Genomic DNA, 18,334 nt, shown 5'->3' on the forward strand with positions numbered 1-18,334 from the left:
AATGCGAAAGGCCAAGTGTTTCACGTGAAACATTCCGATGACGCCGTGACGACATTCGATCTCGACACCCCGCTCGCTCGTGAGATCGCTGATCTCCGCGCCCGGCGCCGAGCGCTGGAGACCACCGAGGTCGCACTGCCCACACGCACGCGGGTGCTGACGGTCTCCAACCAGAAGGGCGGAGTGGGAAAGACCACGACTGCCGTGAATCTGGCCGCTGCGCTGGCGAGTGTGGGTGCCCGCGTGCTCGTGATCGACCTCGACCCGCAGGGGAACGCATCCACCGCGTTGGGTGTGCCGCACACGGCGGACGTTCCCAGCGTGTACGACGTGCTCATCGATGAATTTCCCCTCGCCGACATCGTGCAGACGAGTCCCGAGTCACCTCTGCTCACCTGCGCGCCGAGTACTATCCATCTCGCCGGCGCGGAGATCGAACTGGTTTCGCAGGTCGCGCGCGAGCATCGGCTCCGTCGGTCTCTCGACGAGTACCTCGCCAGCGTCGCGGAAGCACCGCACGTCGTGATCATCGACTGCCCGCCTTCGCTCGGACTACTGACCATCAACGCCTTCACGGCCGCGAACGAGGTACTCATCCCCATCCAGTGCGAGTATTACGCGCTCGAGGGCCTGAGCCAGCTGCTCGGGAGTGTGCAGATGATCCAGAAGCACCTGAATCCACCCCTGCACGTCTCGACGATCCTGCTGACGATGTACGACGGACGCACGCGACTCGCGCAGCAGGTCGCTGATGAAGTGCGGGAGCACTTTCCCGAAGAGGTCATGCGCACCGTGATCCCGCGCTCCGTGCGCGTCTCCGAGGCCCCGAGCTTCGGACAGACCGTCATCGCTTACGACGGCCAGTCCGCGGGCGCCGTCGCCTACCGCGAAGCCGCGGTGGAGTTGCTGGCGCGCGGCACGAAGAATCAGGCCGGCACCGCCGAGCCGACGATCGAAGGAGAATCCTGATGGCGAAGCGAACCGGTCTCGGAAGAGGCATCGGCGCACTCATCCCGACGAGTGAGCCGTCGGAGGCGCGTCCGGTGGACGTCTTCTTCCCCGGGGCGCCCGGATCGGCGGCGGCCCAGGCCGCCGAGGCCGCTCAGCAGGCGGCCGCGCCGCAGCTGCTCGAGGTGCCGGGCGCGCGTCTGGTGCAGATCGACCCCCACAGCATCGTCCCCAACCCTCGTCAGCCGCGCACGCACTTCGATGCCGACGACCTGGCCGAACTGGTACACAGTGTGCGGGAGTTCGGTGTTCTTCAGCCGGTCGTCGTCCGCGACACCGGCGAAGGCACCTACGAGCTCATCATGGGGGAGCGCCGTACGCGCGCCGCACGCGAAGCTGGCCTGAAGACCATGCCCGCGATCGTCCGAGAGACCGCGGACGAAGATCTCCTGCGTGACGCTCTGCTGGAGAACCTCCATCGTTCACAGCTGAACCCACTCGAAGAGGCATCCGCCTATCAGCAGCTTCTCGAAGACTTCGGCATCACGCAGGAGCAGCTCGCCGGCCGCATCGGACGATCCCGCCCGCAGATCTCCAACACCATCCGCCTGCTCCGTCTGCCGGTGCCCGTGCAGCAGCGCGTCGCCGCGGGTGTGCTTACCGCCGGCCACGCCCGCGCCATTCTCGCGCTCGACGATGTCGAGGCGATGCAGCGGCTGTCCGACAAGATCGTGAACGAGGATCTCTCCGTCCGCGCTGCCGAGGCGGTCGTGAAGACGGGCGTCTCGTCCGCGCGGACCGCGCCGAAGGCAGGGGCACGACGGGGTCACCTCGACGAGGTCGCGGAACGCCTCGGAGACCGGTTGAACACCCGGGTCAAGATCTCGCTCACTGCGCGAAAAGGCCAGATCATGATCGATTTCGCCACCATCCAGGATCTCAACCGGATCCTCGCGGAACTGGGCGAAGACACCCTCGGATCGCGCTGATCGAAGCGAGGGCGGGGGCCCGTCCGGCGCATTCACCGCATAAACTTGTGGGGTGAATCCCGAGTCCCTCCGTCGCCGCGCCAGCCTCGAGCTGCTTCGCGCGGAGGCGGCGGATGAGCTCTCGGTCCTCGTGGAGGAGCGACTGCGCGGCGGCGAAGACCCGTGGGATTTCATGGAGGATCTGCCATCGGTCGACGAATTGGTCGTGTTCATCCTTCGCGCCGACAACATCGCGGAGTCGGGGTCGGGTCGCCCGAGTCCTGCCCGCCACTATCGGGTGCTCCGCCAGATCGCCCTGGACTACCCCGATCTCACGGAGGCGGTGTGGCGCCTGCTCGGAGACACGAATACGTCTCGGCGATGGGACCCGATGGTTCGTGGAGAAGCATCCTAAGCATCGGTTGTCGCACAACGAACACGAAGAAGGCCCGCAGCGAGTGCTGCGGGCCTTCTCACGTCGGGGGAACTCAGCCGATGTAGGGCGCGAGGTCCTTCTCGAGGGCGAACTTCGGCTTGGCGCCGATGATCGTCGTCTTCACTTCGCCGCCCTGGAACACCTTCATGGCCGGGATCGAGGTGATCTGGTACTTCATCGCGAGATCGGGGTTCTCGTCGACGTTCAACTTGAGAACCGTGATCTTCTCCGGGTGCTCGGCCTGGATCTCATCGAGAACCGGCGCGACCATGCGACACGGTCCGCACCAGGCTGCCCAGAAGTCGACCAGAACGGGGCCTTCGGCCTCGAGAACGTCCTGGTCCCACGTGTTCGAGCTCGTCGCCTTCGCAGTCATTGTCTTCTCCTTGGATAAAAGTCTTACTCGTGCGAACGCACACCGTGCGTCCGATGTTCCCGTCAGACGACGGGCAGGCCCTCGATCTGGTCGGCGTCGGCCGCCGGAGCGCCCGCTTCGTCGAGTGCGGCGAGGAAGTGCTCGGCGTCGAGAGCCGCGACGGTGCCACTGGCAGCCGCGGTGACCGCCTGGCGGTAGGTGGGGTCGATGACGTCGCCGGCCGCGAACACACCCGGCACCGACGTCCGCGAGGAGCGGCCGTCGACCCAGATCGTGCCCTCGGGGGTGAGATCGAGCTGATCGTGCACCAGGTGCGTGCGCGGGTCGTTGCCGATCGCGACGAACAGGCCCTGCACGGGCAGCTGTCGGGTGGACCCGTCGATGGTCGAGGTCAGTTCGAGGCCGTTGACCGCATCCTCACCGAGGACGTCGGTGACCGCACTGTTCCAGATGAACTCGATCTTCTCGTTCGCGAACGCGCGCTCCTGCATGATCTTCGACGCGCGCAGCTCATCGCGACGGTGGATGACGTGCACCTTCGATGCGAAACGGGTGAGGAAGGTGGCTTCCTCCATGGCGGAATCCCCACCGCCGACGACGGCGATCTCGCGCTCGCGGAAGAAGAAGCCATCGCACGTGGCGCACCAGGACACCCCGCGGCCCGACAGGCGCTCTTCGCCCTCGATGCCGATCTTCCGGTACGCAGAACCGGTGGCGAAGATCAGCGCGCTGGCTTCTTCGCTCCGTCCGCTGCCGAGGGTGACCTTCTTCACGGTTCCGGAGAGGTCGAGCGAGGTGACGTCGTCGTAGACGACCTCCGCACCGAACTTCTCGGCCTGTTCCTGCATCTTGGTCATCAGGTCGGGGCCCTGAATGGCCTCCGGGAACCCGGGGAAGTTCTCCACCTCGGTGGTGTTCATGAGCTCACCGCCCGCCTCGACGGAACTCGCGATCACGAGAGGCTTCAGGTTGGCACGCGCGGCGTAGATGGCGGCCGTGTATCCGGCCGGGCCGGAGCCGATGATGATGAGCTGGCGCACGTGCGTGTTCTCCTTGGGGATCGAGACTTGCGTGACGTTCGGTGTCGTCAACACATGGTAGCCGCGGGACATTCCCGCGAGCGGGGGGATGCGGGCGCCTCAGCGACCGGGCAGGATGCGGCGCAGCATCCCGAGCGCGGGGGCGAGCTCGGGCGTGCGCAGTGCGGCGAGCACCGCGAAATACGCGACGAGACTCGTGAGTCCGATGATGCCGGTGCCCAACGCGCCGAAGATCTTGTCGGTCGTCGTCCACCCGTCGTCTCCGCCGAGCAGCAGATACACGCCCCACCCGGCCGCCGCGGCGGGAACGGCAGCGATGACGTATCGCACGATCGCCGTGATCCACGAGGCGATGCCGAGGCGCCCGAGCTGGCGGCGGAGCAGCCACGTCGCCAGCAGCACCTGCACCGTGATCGCGAGCGATTGTCCGAGCGCGACACCCGCGGCGAGCCAGGTGTTCGGAAGGATCCACCCGGCGACGACCGCCGTGACGACCACGAGTACGCCCTGGATGGCGGTGAAGACGAACGGGGTACGGGTGTCGTCGTAGGCGTAGAACGTGCGCTGCACGATGAACAGCACCGACAGCGGCAGCAGGCTCACGAGATAGGCGAGGAGCACGGGCGCGGCGGCCACCGCATCCGCTTCGCTGTTCGTGAAGATGCGGGATGCCGGCACCGCGGCGACCGCGATGGCCGCTGCGGCGATGACGATGAACAGGCTGATGATGCGGATGCTGCGCGCCACGTCCGTTCGCACGTCGCTGTCGCGGCCCGCGCTCGCGTGCTCGCTGATCTGCGTGAAGTACGGGGTGCCGATGGAGAGCACGATGACGGAGTACGGGAGCATGAAGATCAGCCACGCGTTGCCGGTGGCGGCCACGGAGGCCCCGACGCCGGACGCGTCCGCGACGACGCGCGTCTGCACGAGGCCGGCGATCTGACCGACGACGACCATCGCTGCCGTCCAGCCGGCGAGCCGGCCCATGTTCCGGAAGCCGAGGCCCCGCCACCGGAAGTCGGGGCGGAGATGCAGCCCGGTGCGCCGCCAGAACATCAGCAGGATCAGCGCCTGTACAGCGATGCCGATCGTGGCGGTACCGCCGAGGAGGGCGACCATACCGGGCGTCCAGTCGTCGACGCGGGTGAGGTCGGAGCCGAACACGAAGGCGATCGCGAGGAATCCCGCGATCGACACGACATTATTGACCACCGGTGCCCAGGTGAACGGGCCGAAGATGCGCCGGGCGTTCAGTGTCTCGCCGAGCAGAGAGTACAGACCGTAGAAGAAGATCTGCGGCAGGCACCAGTAGGCGAACGCCGTCGCGAGGGCCTGCTGTTCCGGGGTGAAGTTGTCGGCGTAGAGCGAGATCAGGAGCGGAGCGGCGAGCGTGACGACCGCCGTGACCGCGAGAAGCACGACCACTCCGGCCGTGAAGAGTGCGGAGATGAATCTCTGTCCGCCGTCCGACCGTGCGCTCTCGCGCACGATCTGCGGCACGATGACCGCCGTGAGAACGCCCGCGGAGATGATCGCGTAGACGTTGTTCGGCAGCTGGTTGGCCAGCGCGAACGCGTCGGCCGCGGGGGAGGCGATCGACCCGATCACCCCGACCAGGACGATCGTGCGGATGAGTCCGCTCACCCGCGAGACCATGGTTCCCGCGCCGAGCAGCACGCTCGCCCGTCCGAGTCCGCTCACGATCGATCCTCCGGAGGCTCGGGGACGGATGCGGCATCGTCGGTGACCGCATCCGGCGCGTCAGCCGCGGGTGCATCCGCGGCACCATCGGTCGCGTCGATGCCCGTGCCGGTCGCCCTCGCGCGACGTCTACGGCGCACCGTGCGAACGACACCGAGCACGAGGAAGCCGACGATGAGCGTGGCCAGAATGGCGGTGCCGTAGGCCTCCCAGTCGGCGCGAACGTTCACATCGACCGTCTGTGGGGAGCCGATCGGCTCGGACGACGGGCTGCGCAGGCTCAGCACGATCTTCACGTCGCCGTTTCCGATTCGCGCGCGCACGGGGATGGCGACCGGGGTGTTCGAGGACGCCGCGGCGAGCACCACGGTCTGGCGGTCGATCTCGAGCCGGAGGTCGTTGGGATCGGCGTCGAGGACGACGTTCACGGGGTAAGGCAGGTCGTTGTGCACCCAGAAGCGCAGGTCGGTGCCGGCGGTGAGCAGGTTGAGAGGGCTCGAGGGCAGGATGCCGACGGCGGCGAGGGTCTCCTCGGTCGCTGCGCGGTGGTTCGCGTAGGCGGTCGCCCAGTCCGCGCCGCCGCTCTGCCATCCCGCCCCGAGCAGCTGCAGGATGCTGGCGCGTTCGGGACCGGTGAGCAGGTTCGGGTCGTCGAGGATGGTGGCGAACCGCGCGATGCGGTCGGCGCCATCCGACAGCGGACCGATCGCGGACACACGGTCGGCATCGCTCGGAGCGTCGGCGACCGTGACGGCACGCGCCTCGGCGCCGAGGATGCCGTCGAGGCCGGTGACCGTGAGGCCCGGGACGCTCGCGGCGTCGATCGCGCCCCGGAGGCCGGCACGGGTGCGGTCGTTCGCCCGGTCGACGGTCACCAGGAGCGCGGAACCCCCGGAGGCGGCGGCCGCGAGCGTGAGGTCGGCGGATGCGGCGGCCAGCAGCGCCTGTCGGGTGGCCCCGTCGCCTTCGACCGAGGCCGAGAGGAGGGTGCTCGACACGGCGTGGTCGGTGAGGAGCAGCCCGGCGTCGCCCGCCGTGGCTCGGCCGGACGATGCGCCCGAATCGGCGGGGGTGACGGCGGCGGAATCGAGCACGGTGACGGCACCGGGAACGCTCGCGGCGAGCGTCGACACGACTGACGGGCCGGCGCTGCCCGATACGGGCCAGTAGATCCTCGGGGCGGCCGGGTTACCGATGTCGAGGAGCGTCGCCAGATCGGGAAGCACGGGTGCGTCGGCGTCGCCCTCCGTCTGGCCGGGGGCGGGCGTCGTGGGCGTGGCCGTCGGGTCGGGCACCGAGCTCGCGTCGACGTAGGCGGTCAGCGAGGTCGGTTGCCACGGCGACGCCAGCCCCGCATCGATCTGCGTGGCCACATCCGCGTCGCCGAACTGCAGGGCGAACCGCGAGTTCGGCAGCTGCAGGAGGCGCGTGAGCCACTCCTGCGCCGACGCGGGGGCGGACGTGCCGAGCACCCGGATGGCGGCGGGCACGGCGGGATCGATCGCGAGGATCGCGGCGGTTCCTTCGACCGCATCCAGAATCGCGGTCAGGGAGCCGTCGGTGCCGGTGAGGGTCTCGAGCTGCGCCCGGGTGAGGAGTCCGCGCTCGAGGGGACCCGCGGTGACGGGCACGATCACGCCCACGGGGGCCGCGGCCGACCCGGGAACCACGATGACCGACCGGGCCTCCCGGCCGCCGAACACGAGCCGGAGCGGGTAGACACCGGGCTGCCGCCCCACGAGGGCCTCGTCGTCGGCGGGCACCTGCAGGCTGCCGGTCGCGGTGTCGCCCGCGATCACGGTTTCGATGCGGGTGGCGCCGACCTGGCGCCCCGTATCGGCCGTGGCGGTGCCGTCGAGCCACGCCGCAAGAGCCGCGCGATCGCCGAGTGGAGCATCTCCGAGCTGGAGGGTGGCGTCATCCGCCGGCACTCGCAGTGCGGTGCCGTTCTGCACGGAGAACTGCACCGTCAGTGCAGCGCCGGAGGTGAGCACGCCGTTGCTGGCCGGCGCGACCGCGAACTCGACCTCGCCGCTCGCCGTGGGCGAGGGGGTCGGCGTCGTCTGCGCGTGCGCCGGCGCGGCCACGACGATGCCGATCAGCACGAGGACGGCAAGCAGGGCCGAGAGTATGCGCGAGCGTCGTCGCGTCGCGGTGATGCCCGCGTGGGCCGAAGTCGGGATCATGCGTCAGAGGGGTCCGGTGCGATGAAAGGACCGCACGGTCGAGTGCGATTCTACGGGGGCGGACCCTTCGGATCGGGTGTGCATCCGCGGTGCGTTGCCCGACCCGTTTGAATAGAGCACATGGATCAGTCGCTCGTCCGGACGCTCGCTGCCGACCTCGCGAACGCGGGTCTGACCGATGACGGGCTGCGCGTTCGGCTGGGGGCACCCGCCGCGGACGCCCTCGACCGGGGCGACGGAACCCCCGCGCGGCGCGCGCTGAGGGGCGCCACCGATCCGCTCGCGCTGCTCGCGCGCCTGTTCGTGCTGGGGGATGCGGTGCCCCTCGGCACGGCGGCATCGAGCCTCGGTCGCCCGACCATCGACGCGGCCGTCGGTCTCCGCGTGCTGCGGGTCGAGGGCGAACGCGCCGTGCCGCTCGTCGCCATCCGTCCGCACGCCTTCGCACCGGGCGAGGCCGGCTGGATCGCGAGCGACCTCGATGAGCTGGCGGGCGTCTTCCCGCTGCGGCCCGATCACGTGCTCGGCGTCGGCGGCGCGGGGCGCACGCTGGCGGCACTGCTGCCCCCGGAGGGCACCGGCCGTGCCCTCGATCTCGGCTGCGGATGCGGGATCATCGCGCTGCATCTGCGGCGGCGGGGGTTCGATGTCGTCGCGACCGACATCTCCGAGCGGGCGCTGTGGTTCACGCGGCTGAACGCCGCGCTGAACGGACTCGACGGAATCGAGGTGCGGCTCGGGAGCCTCTACGAGCCGGTGGCGGGCGAGCGATTCGCACTGATCGCCTCGAATCCGCCGTTCGTCATCACTCCGCGCACCGATGCCGTGCCCCACTACGAGTACCGCGACGGCGGGGCGCGCGGCGACGACCTGATGGCGCAGGTGGTGACCGGTGCCCGCGCTCACCTCGAGCCGGACGGTTCGGTGCGGCTCCTCGGCAACTGGGAGGACGCACCGGATGCGGACGGCCTCGACCGCGTGCGCACCTGGACGACCGGGCTCGGTGCATGGGTGATCGAACGAGAGCACCTCGACCCGGTCCGCTACGCACAGCTTTGGGTGCGCGACGGGGGCACCCGGCCGGGAACACCCGAGTACGAGACGCTGCTCGACGCGTGGCTCGACGACTTCGCCGCGCGCGATGTCAACGGCGTCGGCATGGGCTGGGTCATCCTGCAGAACGCGCCCGGGCTCGACCGGTTCGAGCGCATCGGACGGCAGGTCGACCCGACCGGGCTCGGCGCGCACGTCGCCGGCGCGCTGACCGTAGCGGGCGCCCTGAGCGAGATCGACGATGCGGCGCTCGCCGCATCCGTTCTCCAGGTGACCGGCGATGTGACCGAGGCCCGCCATCACGTACCCGGGTCGGACGCCCCGAGCGTCATCGAGCTGCGTCAGGGCGGGGCGTTCGGTCGCACGGTGGATGCCGACCCGTCCCTCGCGGCGCTGGTCGGAGCGTGCGACGGCGAACTGCCGGTCGGCGTACTGATCGACGCGATCGCCCAGCTGCTCGAGGTCGATGCCGCGGACCTGCGCGCCGACCTGTTGCCGCAGGTGCGCGAGCTGCTGTTCACGGGCTTCCTCGTGGCGGCCGGATAGGCTCGAAGTCATGCTCAATATGGCCGAGGGGATGGCGCGTCTCGCTGCGCTGGCGGAGTCTCGGGTCGTGTCGACCGTCGCACGCGCGTTCGCCGACGCGGGTCACGAGCTGGCGATCGTGGGCGGTCCGGTGCGCGATGCGATCCTCGGCCGACCGACCCACGACCTCGATTTCACGACGGATGCGCGGCCCGACGACATCCTGCGGATCGTCACGCCGATCTCCACCGCGCAGTGGGACATCGGCCGCGCATTCGGCACGATCGGCGCACGGATCGCCGGCGAGCAGGTCGAGATCACGACCTATCGCGCCGACAGCTACGACGGCGTCACCCGCAAGCCGACGGTCGCCTTCGGCGACACCCTCGCGGACGACCTCGTGCGACGCGACTTCACGGTGAACGCCATGGCGCTGCGGGTACCCGGGCCGACGCTCGTCGACCCGAACGGCGGCGTCGAGGACCTGCTCCGCGGGCTGCTCCGCACCCCGACCGACCCGCGCATCAGCTTCGGCGACGATCCGCTCCGGATGCTGCGCGCCGCGCGCTTCTCCTCCCAACTCGGGTTCGAGGTCGACCCCGCGACCGTCAAGGCGATCGAGCAGCTGCGCGAGACGCTGCGGATCGTGAGTCCGGAACGCATCCAGGGCGAACTCGTGCGGCTCCTGCAGACGGACGACCCGGTGCGTGGACTGCGGCTGCTGGTGGAAACCGAGCTGATCGAGGAGTTCCTGCCCGAGATTCCCGCGCTGCGCCTCGAGGTCGACGAGCACCATCATCACAAGGATGTCTACGAGCACTCGCTGACGGTGCTCCGGCAGGCCATCGAGCTCGAGGGCGTGCGGCATCCGGATGCAGCCCCGGACGTCGCGCTCCGCCTCGCGGCACTGCTGCACGACATCGGCAAGCCGGCGACCCGCAAGCTCGAGCCGGGCGGTGGGGTGACCTTCCACCACCACGATGTGAAGGGGTCACGGATGGCGCGGAAGCGCCTGAAGGACCTGCGCTTCGACGCGGCGACGATCGAGAGCGTGAGCCGGCTGATCGAGCTGCACCTGCGGTTCTTCGGCTACGCCGAGGGTGCGTGGACGGATGCCGCCGTGCGCCGCTACGTGCGCGACGCCGGCCCGGAGCTCGATCGACTCCACATCCTGACCCGCGCCGACGTGACCACCCGCAACAAGCGGAAGGCCGCGCGGCTCGCGAGCGCGTACGACGACATCGAGTCGCGCATCGACACTCTGCGCGAGCAGGAGGAGATCGACGCGATCCGGCCCGACCTGGACGGGAACGACATCCAGCGGATCCTCGGGATCACGCCCGGCCGCGAGGTCGGCGAGGCGTACCGGTTCTTGATGGAGCTGCGCCTCGACGAGGGCGTGCTCGGACCGGATGCCGCCGAGCAGCGCCTGCGCGCCTGGTGGGCCGCCCGCAGCTGAGGCCGCGGTGGTGCCCGCGCTGGCCGGGGGTGTGCCCGGGCTGAGGTTCGATGCGTTCCCGGGTGGCGTTCGGCGGCGCTGTGTGCGCCCGAAGCGAGGAGATCTGCCCGGGCGAGGACCGCATCCGGGGTTTTGGTCCTCTGTTCGGCAGATCTCCTCGCTTCAGGCCGACTCGGAGTGGGCAGAGCGGAGCGGATGCGGGTTGAGCCGAGCCGAGCGGATGCGGGCCGAGCCGAGCGGATGCGGGCTGAGCCGAGCGGATGCGGGGGCTCGGGCCGACTCGGCCCTACCGCCTCGGCCCTACCCCGACCCGGCCTGGCTCAGCCCCCGCCGGGGATCAGACCCGGGTGGCGGCGACCGCGGCGGCGATCGAGCGGCCCGCGTCGCGGGCGGAGCGCTCGGCCTCTTCGCGCAGCTCGGTGGCCAGGTCCGTGAAGGCGTCGAGGGCGGGGTTCACGCCCACGAGGGTGAACGGACGCTCCACCACGTGCAGGTCGAGGCCCCAGACGTCTTCGAACACGCGACGCAGCCACTGGGTCGAGTGGTCCCAGCCGGCCTTCGGGGTGCCCTCGGCGTAGTTGCCGCCGAGAACGGTCACCAGCACGGCGGGCTTGCCGCGGAGCGCGGTGCCCTGCGGGTCGATGCGAGAGTCGGTGTACGCGAGGTCGAACCAGGTCTTCACGTGCTGCGAGACGCCGTAGTTGTAGAGCGGAACGGTGAGGAGCAGGGCGTCGGCGTCGATGAGCTCGTCGGCCAGGTGGCTCGCGTGGGCGACCGCCGCACGCTGCAGCTCGGAACGATCGGCCTCGGGGGTGAAGCCGGCGGTGGCCGCCGCGGCCCAGTAGGTCGCGGGCACGGGGTCGGCCGCGGCATCCCGGCGGACCACCGGGGAGTCGGGGTACTCGGCGAGCCACTCGCTCTCGACGATGTCTCCGAGCGCGCGGCTGGCGGAGGTGGCGGGCAGGATGCTGGCGTCCAGACGGAACAGGGTCATGGGGAACTCTCCGATCATCGAAATCGCTATGTAAAGATTAGCGACTCTGGGAAAGGTAGCACGAGTAGACTGGGGGGATGGATGGGGGACGACACGAACTGCCGCAGTGCGACGCGGCGATCACGCGTGCGTTCTCGGTGCTCGGCAAACGCTGGAACGGCATGATCCTCGCGGTCCTCGGCGAAGACGACGACGCCTCCTTCGCCGCTCTCCGCCGCGCGGTGCTCGGCATCAGCGACGCCGTGCTGTCGGACCGCCTCGCGGAGCTCGCCGACGCCGGACTCATCGTGCGGATCGTGGATGCCGGACCCCCGGTCTCCGTCCGCTACCACCTCACCGACGCGGGCGAGCGGCTGATCCCGCTCCTGCGTCAGCTCGGCGAATGGGCCGACGGAAGCCTCACGCCCGCCGACTGAGCGGCGCGCCGCACCGCGGCACTCGGTCTCGGCCCTCGCGGGTTTCGGTCTCGTTACGGCTGCCCGCACTGCTTGTGAGAAAGCTGTGAACGGGTGAGGATGAACGGCATGCGCCGCGCGGCTCTCGCGCGGCGATCACCGTGGACACCGAAGGTACTCACACATGTCACTGCACCACAGCACGCGCGGCCGTCTCGGTCTCGCCGTCGGAGCCCTCGGGGCCTCGGCGATCCTCCTGGCCGGCTGCGCGGGAGGCGGAGGCGACTCCGCATCCGGCGGCTCGTCGGATGAGCCGCTCATCATCGGCACGACCGACAAGATCACCTCGATCGACCCGGCCGGTTCGTACGACAACGGCTCCTTCGCCGTGATGAACCAGGTCTACCCGTTCCTCTTCAACAGCGCTTACGGCACCTCCGACGTCACACCCGACATCGCCGAGTCGGGCGAATTCACGTCGCCGACGGAGTACACCGTCACCCTCAAGCCCGGCCTCACGTTCGCCAACGGCAACGAGTTGACCGCATCCGACGTCAAGTTCTCGTTCGATCGCCAGCTCGCGATCGCCGATGAGAACGGCCCGTCGTCGCTGCTCGGAAATCTCGACAGCGTTGCGGCACCGGATGACACGACCGTCGTCTTCACGCTGAAGAACGGCAACGACCAGACCTGGGAGCAGATCCTCTCGAGCCCCGCGGCTCCGATCGTCGACGAGGACGTGTTCTCCGCCGACGCAGTGACCTCCGACGACGACATCGTGGCGGGGAACGCGTTCGCCGGCCAGTACGTGATCGACTCGTACAGCCCGAACGAGCTCATCTCCTACGTACCGAACCCGGACTACGGCGGATCCCTGCCGGCGGCCGCGAACGGCGGCGTGACGGTCAGCTACTACACCGACGCCTCGAACCTGAAGCTCGATGTGTCCAGCGGCGAGGTCGATGTCGCATTCCGCAGCCTCTCGGCCACCGACATCGACGACCTCTCGAGCGACGATGCGGTCAAGATCGTCGAGGGCCCGGGTGGCGAGACGCGCTACATCGTCTTCAACTTCGACACGATGCCCTTCGGCGCCGGAACAGCCGAGGCCGACGCGGCCAAGTCCCTCGCCGTCCGCCAGGCCATGGCCGACCTGATCGACCGAGAGGCCATCGCCGAAGACGTGTATAAGGGCACCTACACCCCCCTGTACTCCTTCGTTCCGCAGGGCCTGTCGGGCGCGACCGAGCCGCTCAAGGAGCTCTACGGCGACGGCGACGGCGGTCCGGATGCCGACAAGGCGGCGTCGACTCTCGAGGCCGCGGGCATCACCGAGCCGGTGCAGCTGAACCTGCAGTACAACGGCGACCACTACGGCCCCTCGTCGGGTGACGAGTACGCCGCGGTGAAGTCGCAGCTCGAGGAGGGTGGCCTGTTCACCGTCAACCTCGCGCAGACCGAGTGGGTGCAGTACTCCAAGGACCGCACCTCCGACGTCTACCCGATGTACCAGCTGGGTTGGTTCCCGGACTACTCGGATGCCGACAACTACCTGACTCCCTTCTTCTCGGCAGACAACTTCCTCGTGAACCACTACGAGAACGCCGAGGTGCAGGAGCTCATCACGACGCAGGCGTCGCAGACCGACGAGGCGACCCGCGCCGATGAGATCGGACAGATCCAGCAGCTCGTGGCCGAAGACCTCTCGACGCTGCCGCTGCTGCAGGGCACGCAGGTCGCGGTCGTCGGCGCGGACGTGGAGGGCACCACCCTCGACGGTTCGTTCAAGTTCCGCTACGCACCGCTGCACAAGTAATCCACGACCCGGGGCCGGGCGGTGTTCGCACCGTCCGGCCCTCTCGGTCGTCCGACGAAAGTTCCCCCCATGGTCACAGCGGTCGACGCCGCCGCCGTCGCAAAACCCGTCGCGCCGCAGCGCGGGGGATTGTGGCGCTACATCCTCATCCGACTCATCCTCATCATTCCGACCGTCTTCATCCTGGTGACGGTCGTCTTCCTTCTGATGCGGGTCACGGGCGACCCCATCACGGCGGCTCTCGGCGGGAGACTTCCCCCCGACCAGCTCGCGGAGCGCATCGCGCAAGCCGGGTACGACCGGCCGCTGTACGTGCAGTACTTCGAGTACATCGGCGGCGTCTTCCGCGGTGACTTCGGCAACACCCTGACCGACGGCCGCCCGGTCGTCGACATCCTGCTGCAGTACGGCGCGGCGACGCTCGAGCTGGCGTTCTACGCACTGATCGTCGCGTTCGTGCTCGGCATCCCGCTCGGACTCCTCGCGGCGTACAAGCGCGACCGCTGGCAGGATGCGGCACTCCGGATCGCCGCGATCCTCGGCTACGCCACCCCGATCTTCTTCCTCGGGATGGTGCTGAAGCTCATCTTCTCGGTCGGCCTCGGCATCCTCCCGGTCGCGGGCCGCGCGGGCACGCGCACGCAGCTCAAGCTGCAGTCGCTCGATGATCCGACCGGCATCTACCTCATCGACGCCTTCCGGATCGGTGACCCCGGGGCGGTCGGCGACGTGCTGCTGCACGCGATCCTGCCGGCGCTGGCCCTCGGCATCCTGACCGCCGGCATCTTCCTGCGCCTCGTGCGCACGAACGTGATCGGCACCCTCGGCGCGCAGTACGTCACCTCGGCGCGCTCGCGCGGCGTCGGCGAGTACCGACTCGTCACGAAGAACGCCTACCGCCCGGCGCTCATCCCGATCGTCACGGTCATCGGCCTGCAGATCGCGATGCTGCTCGCGGGAGCCGTGCTGACCGAGACCACCTTCGAATGGAACGGCATCGGCTTCATGCTCTCCGAGTACCTGAAGGCGCGCGACTTCGTCGCCGTGCAGGGCATCGTCGTGATGATCGCCGTCGTCGTGGCGATCACGAACTTCATCGTCGATGTCGTGGCCGCCCTCATCGACCCCCGAGTGAGGTACTGATGTCTCCGGACACCTCTTCCGGCCCGTCCGGGATTCCGGATGCGGCGCCCGCGCTCGCCGCGGTGACCACGCGCAAGAAGCCGCTCGCGGACCGCATCCCGGTGCTCTCGCACCTGCGTCGGAGCGTCGGTCTGCAGCGCGGGATGCTGCTGATCGGCGTCGTGCTGACGACGCTGTTCGTTCTGGTCGCGCTCCTTGCGCAGTGGATCGCGCCGTACGGGTTCGCGCAGCGTTCGGTCGACGGCACCGACTTCGGAACACTGCAGGCACCGAACGCGACCAACGTGCTCGGCACGACCGTCAGCGGGTTCGATGTGCTCTCACGCACGATCTGGGGCGCGCAGACGGCGCTTCTCGCGATCATCTGCGCGATCGCGTTCTCGATCTTCATCGGTGTGTTCCTCGGGCTCGTCGGCGGCTACTTCGGCGGGTGGCTCGACCGGCTGCTCGTGGTTCTCGCCGACGCGATCTACTCGTTCCCCTCGCTGCTGCTCGCGATCGTCATGTCGATCGTCATCAGCCGTGGCCAGTCGACGCTCGAGGGTGGAATCCTCGCCTCCGCGATCGCGATCACGGTCGTGTTCGTGCCGCAGTACTTCCGCGTCATCCGCGCCGAGGTCGTGCGGGTGAAGACCGAGCCGTTCGTGGAGTCGGCGCGAGTCACGGGGGTACCGATCGGCCGCATCCTGGTGCGTCACGTGCTCCGCAACTCGACGCGGTCGCTGCCGGTCGTGGTGACCCTCAACGCGTCGGAAGCGCTGCTGACGCTGGCCGGTCTCGGGTTCCTCGGCTTCGGCATCGAGGCGACGGCGGCCGCGGAATGGGGGTACGACCTGAACCGCGCGGTGTCGGATGTCACGAGCGGTATCTGGTGGACCGCCATGCCGCCCGGCATCGCGATCGTGCTGGTCGTGCTCGGCATCACCCTCGTCGGCGAAAGCCTGAACGACCTGAGCGACCCGCGGCTGCGGACCCGTCGCCGGGCGGGAGGAAAGTCATGACCGACATCGCACGCATCGACGCGCTGACCGTCACGTTCGCCACGGATGCCGAACCCGTCGTCGCGGTCGACGGCATCTCGCTGGCGGCGCACGCCCGTGAGGTGCTGGCGATCGTCGGCGAATCCGGATCGGGCAAGACCGTGACGGCGAATGCCCTGCTGGGGCTTCTGCCGGAGACGGCGACGCTCTCGGGGGCCATCGTCATCCAGGGCCGGGATGGCGGTGAGACGGATGTGGTGCACGCGTCGTCGGGGCAGCTCCGGACGATGCGGGGTCGCGACGCCGCCATGGTGTTCCAGGAGCCGTCGACCGCGCTGAACCCGGTGTTCACGGTGGGGTGGCAGATCGCCCAGGGTCTTCGCGCGCACGAGAAGCTGTCGAAGGCCGAGGCGAAGAAGCGGGCCGTCGAGATCCTCCGCAAGGTGGGGATCCCCGATCCGGAGCAGCGCGTCGACCACTACCCGCACCAGTTCTCGGGCGGGCAGAAGCAGCGCGTCGTGATCGCGATGGCGCTCGTGCTGAACGCGGGCCTCATCATCGCGGACGAGCCGACGACCGCGCTCGATGTGACCGTGCAGGCCGAGATCCTCGAGTTGCTGCGGGCGTGCCGCGACGAGTTCGGGGCGACGATCGTGCTGATCACGCACAACATGGGCGTGGTCGCCGACCTCGCCGACCGGGTGATTGTGATGAACAAGGGCGAGATCGTCGAGCAGGCACCCGTGCGCGAACTGTTCGCCGCCCCGCGCGAGCCGTACACGCGAGAACTGCTCGCGGCCGTGCCGCACGTCGGTCGGGGCAAGAGCGCGGTGCAGGATGCGGCCGCGCCCGCGCCGACCGAACCCCCGGTGAACAGCGTCATCGTGGCGCGCGACATGCACATCGCGTACCCGGGTCGGTTCGGGCGCACGGGTGTTGTGGCGGTCCGCGGGGTCGACTTCTGGATCGGACCGGGTGAGGTCGTGGGCCTCGTCGGAGAGTCGGGATCGGGGAAGACGACGATCAGTCGGGCGATCGTCGGGCTCACGGATGTGGTCGAGGGATCGCTCGAGGTGCTCGGCACGCAGATGCGCGGCGCGAAGCCGGCGGCGCTCAAGGCGCTCCGACCCGAGGTCGGGTTCGTGTTCCAGGATCCGGCGACGAGCTTCAACCCGCTGCTGACGATCGCCGAGTGCATCGCCGAGCCGCTCATCGTGCACAAGCGCGCCTCGAGCGCGCGTGCGGCACGCGCCCGGGTGGATGAGCTGCTGGATGCGGTGCGGCTGCCGGCGGCGTTCGGTGACCGCTACCCGCACGAGTTGAGCGGCGGTCAGCGTCAGCGCGCGTCGCTCGCGCGTGCGCTCGCGCTCGATCCGAAGCTGCTGATCGCCGACGAACCTACGAGTGCGCTGGATGTGTCGGTGCAGGCGCGGGTGCTGGAGCTGTTCGCCGATCTGCAGCGTGATCTCGGGTTCGCGTCGCTGTTCGTCAGCCATGACCTGGCGGTCATCGACGCGGTCGCCGACCGGGTGATCGTGCTCCGCGAGGGCACGATCCGCGAGCAGGGCACCACGGCCCAGGTGCTGCTGCATCCGCACGACGACTACACCCGCCGGCTGCTCACGTCTCTGCCTGTGCCCGACCCGGTGCTGCAGGCCGAGCGCCGGGCGGAATGGCAGCGCACGCGCTGAGTCGAGACGCAGAACGAACGGCCCCGGAATCCTCGATACCGGGGCCCTTCGTCACATCGTCACGGGGCGCTCGACCCCGCAGTCAGCTCAGGCGCAGAGTTCCTGGAGCTCGGCCGACGACGCCTGCAGGCGGCTGCTGGTCTCGGTCATCTGGTCGGAGAGATCGGTCAGCTCGGCGATCTTGGCCGGGTCGCTGCCCGCCTCGGCGAGCTGCTCGAGTGCGGCACCGATCTCCTTGTAGTCCGCGGCGATCGAGGTCAGGGGCTCCTCGACCTCGGCGTTGGTGATCTCTTCGAGCGCCTCGTCGAAGCCGGCCGAGAACGATGAGATGACGTCGGTGAGGCCCGAGTAGTCGCCGCTGGAGACGCCGGTGAGCGACTCGTTGAGACCCTCCTGCGCGGCGGTGAGCTTCTCGTTGGCGATGGCGCACGCCTCGGCGACGGTCTGGTCGCTGGCCGCCGCGTCGCCGCCGGAGTCGGAGGATCCGCCGCCGGCACAACCGGCGAGGGCGAGAAGAGCGATGGCGGAGACAGCGATCGTGGCGAGTTTGCGCATGGTCGTTCCTTAGGTAGCTGTGAATCGGGCGCGATCCACGCCCCCTCCACCCACGCTAGAGGGGGCGG

At 69.2% G+C, this 18,334-nt stretch carries 16 protein-coding genes; 10 read left to right on the top strand and 6 right to left on the bottom strand.

Features of this window, described 5'->3' with window-relative positions:
- Nucleotides 1-15: 15 nt before the first annotated feature.
- From LMI96_RS10325 to LMI96_RS10335, 3 genes are read left to right on the top strand one after another with little or no spacing between them, the layout of a single operon-like run.
- Nucleotides 16-969: a ParA family protein gene (locus LMI96_RS10325; protein ID WP_269216553.1), complete on the top strand. Its 954-nt coding sequence runs from the start codon at nt 16-18 to the stop codon at nt 967-969.
- Nucleotides 969-1,937 (top strand): ParB/RepB/Spo0J family partition protein, encoded by a 969-nt coding sequence (locus LMI96_RS10330; protein ID WP_223722007.1) that lies wholly within the window; start codon nt 969-971, stop codon nt 1,935-1,937. Before LMI96_RS10325 ends, LMI96_RS10330 begins: the two co-directional genes overlap by 1 nt.
- Nucleotides 1,938-1,989: 52 nt before the next feature.
- Nucleotides 1,990-2,331, top strand: a complete 342-nt coding sequence (locus tag LMI96_RS10335) for a tryptophan synthase subunit alpha (protein WP_223722006.1) — start codon at nt 1,990-1,992, stop codon at nt 2,329-2,331.
- A 73-nt stretch (nt 2,332-2,404) separates the two neighbouring features.
- Here the strand turns inward: LMI96_RS10335 and trxA are convergent, their stop codons facing one another.
- From trxA to LMI96_RS10355, 4 genes are all read right to left on the bottom strand, one after another.
- Entirely contained in the window at nt 2,405-2,728 is a 324-nt protein-coding gene (gene trxA, locus LMI96_RS10340; protein ID WP_223722005.1) for a thioredoxin, read from the bottom strand.
- 62 nt (nt 2,729-2,790) lie between these two features.
- Nucleotides 2,791-3,768, bottom strand: coding sequence for a thioredoxin-disulfide reductase (gene trxB / locus LMI96_RS10345; protein ID WP_223722539.1), 978 nt, complete (start codon nt 3,766-3,768; stop codon nt 2,791-2,793).
- Between the two features lie 99 nt (nt 3,769-3,867).
- Entirely contained in the window at nt 3,868-5,469 is a 1,602-nt protein-coding gene (murJ, locus tag LMI96_RS10350) for a murein biosynthesis integral membrane protein MurJ (RefSeq protein WP_228361412.1), read from the bottom strand.
- Nucleotides 5,466-7,655, bottom strand: coding sequence for a DUF6049 family protein (locus tag LMI96_RS10355; RefSeq protein ID WP_228361413.1), 2,190 nt, complete (start codon nt 7,653-7,655; stop codon nt 5,466-5,468). Before LMI96_RS10355 ends, murJ begins: the two co-directional genes overlap by 4 nt.
- 120 nt (nt 7,656-7,775) lie before the next feature.
- Here LMI96_RS10355 and LMI96_RS10360 point away from each other — a divergent pair, with 120 nt between their 5' ends.
- Together LMI96_RS10360 and LMI96_RS10365 are read left to right on the top strand one after the other, a co-directional pair.
- On the top strand, nt 7,776-9,254 hold the full coding sequence (locus LMI96_RS10360) for a methyltransferase (RefSeq protein WP_228361414.1): 1,479 nt from the start codon (nt 7,776-7,778) through the stop codon (nt 9,252-9,254).
- Nucleotides 9,255-9,264: 10 nt separating this feature from the next.
- Entirely contained in the window at nt 9,265-10,692 is a 1,428-nt protein-coding gene (locus LMI96_RS10365) for a CCA tRNA nucleotidyltransferase (protein WP_228361415.1), read from the top strand.
- 337 nt (nt 10,693-11,029) lie between these two features.
- Here LMI96_RS10365 and LMI96_RS10370 read toward each other — a convergent pair whose 3' ends face one another.
- Nucleotides 11,030-11,686 carry an FMN-dependent NADH-azoreductase gene (locus LMI96_RS10370; RefSeq protein ID WP_223722000.1) on the bottom strand — a complete coding sequence of 219 codons (657 nt, stop codon included), beginning with the start codon at nt 11,684-11,686 and terminating at the stop codon, nt 11,030-11,032.
- A 77-nt stretch (nt 11,687-11,763) separates the two neighbouring features.
- Between LMI96_RS10370 and LMI96_RS10375 the strand changes: the two genes are divergently transcribed.
- From LMI96_RS10375 to LMI96_RS10395, 5 genes are all read left to right on the top strand, one after another.
- Nucleotides 11,764-12,102 (top strand): helix-turn-helix domain-containing protein, encoded by a 339-nt coding sequence (locus LMI96_RS10375; RefSeq protein WP_223721999.1) that lies wholly within the window; start codon nt 11,764-11,766, stop codon nt 12,100-12,102.
- Between the two features lie 163 nt (nt 12,103-12,265).
- Nucleotides 12,266-13,897: an ABC transporter substrate-binding protein gene (locus LMI96_RS10380; RefSeq protein ID WP_228361416.1), complete on the top strand. Its 1,632-nt coding sequence runs from the start codon at nt 12,266-12,268 to the stop codon at nt 13,895-13,897.
- A 69-nt stretch (nt 13,898-13,966) separates the two neighbouring features.
- Nucleotides 13,967-15,040, top strand: coding sequence for an ABC transporter permease (locus tag LMI96_RS10385; protein ID WP_223721997.1), 1,074 nt, complete (start codon nt 13,967-13,969; stop codon nt 15,038-15,040).
- Entirely contained in the window at nt 15,040-16,041 is a 1,002-nt protein-coding gene (locus LMI96_RS10390; RefSeq protein ID WP_223721996.1) for an ABC transporter permease, read from the top strand. Before LMI96_RS10385 ends, LMI96_RS10390 begins: the two co-directional genes overlap by 1 nt.
- The gene (locus tag LMI96_RS10395) at nt 16,038-17,711 is read left to right on the top strand and encodes an ABC transporter ATP-binding protein (protein ID WP_223721995.1); all 1,674 of its coding nucleotides are present in this window, start codon (nt 16,038-16,040) and stop codon (nt 17,709-17,711) included. The genes LMI96_RS10390 and LMI96_RS10395 overlap by 4 nt, the downstream gene beginning before the upstream one ends.
- Nucleotides 17,712-17,798: 87 nt before the next feature.
- Here LMI96_RS10395 and LMI96_RS10400 read toward each other — a convergent pair whose 3' ends face one another.
- Nucleotides 17,799-18,266, bottom strand: coding sequence for a hypothetical protein (locus LMI96_RS10400; protein ID WP_223721994.1), 468 nt, complete (start codon nt 18,264-18,266; stop codon nt 17,799-17,801).
- Nucleotides 18,267-18,334: the final 68 nt, after the last annotated feature.

The sequence above is a fragment of the Microbacterium sp. cx-59 genome, from assembly GCF_020805625.1.
GTDB lineage: Bacteria > Actinomycetota > Actinomycetes > Actinomycetales > Microbacteriaceae > Microbacterium.

Excerpts from the sequence above, each read along its gene's own strand:
- LMI96_RS10330 (WP_223722007.1), top strand. The coding sequence starts at position 969 with ATGGCGAAGCGAACCGGTCTCGGAAGAGGCATCGGCGCACTCATCCCG.
- trxA (WP_223722005.1), bottom strand. The coding sequence starts at position 2,728 with ATGACTGCGAAGGCGACGAGCTCGAACACGTGGGACCAGGACGTTCTC.
- LMI96_RS10355 (WP_228361413.1), bottom strand. The coding sequence starts at position 7,655 with ATGATCCCGACTTCGGCCCACGCGGGCATCACCGCGACGCGACGACGC.
- LMI96_RS10360 (WP_228361414.1), top strand. The coding sequence starts at position 7,776 with ATGGATCAGTCGCTCGTCCGGACGCTCGCTGCCGACCTCGCGAACGCG.
- LMI96_RS10365 (WP_228361415.1), top strand. The coding sequence starts at position 9,265 with ATGCTCAATATGGCCGAGGGGATGGCGCGTCTCGCTGCGCTGGCGGAG.
- LMI96_RS10370 (WP_223722000.1), bottom strand. The coding sequence starts at position 11,686 with ATGACCCTGTTCCGTCTGGACGCCAGCATCCTGCCCGCCACCTCCGCC.
- LMI96_RS10375 (WP_223721999.1), top strand. The coding sequence starts at position 11,764 with ATGGATGGGGGACGACACGAACTGCCGCAGTGCGACGCGGCGATCACG.
- LMI96_RS10380 (WP_228361416.1), top strand. The coding sequence starts at position 12,266 with ATGTCACTGCACCACAGCACGCGCGGCCGTCTCGGTCTCGCCGTCGGA.
- LMI96_RS10385 (WP_223721997.1), top strand. The coding sequence starts at position 13,967 with ATGGTCACAGCGGTCGACGCCGCCGCCGTCGCAAAACCCGTCGCGCCG.
- LMI96_RS10390 (WP_223721996.1), top strand. The coding sequence starts at position 15,040 with ATGTCTCCGGACACCTCTTCCGGCCCGTCCGGGATTCCGGATGCGGCG.
- LMI96_RS10395 (WP_223721995.1), top strand. The coding sequence starts at position 16,038 with ATGACCGACATCGCACGCATCGACGCGCTGACCGTCACGTTCGCCACG.
- LMI96_RS10400 (WP_223721994.1), bottom strand. The coding sequence starts at position 18,266 with ATGCGCAAACTCGCCACGATCGCTGTCTCCGCCATCGCTCTTCTCGCC.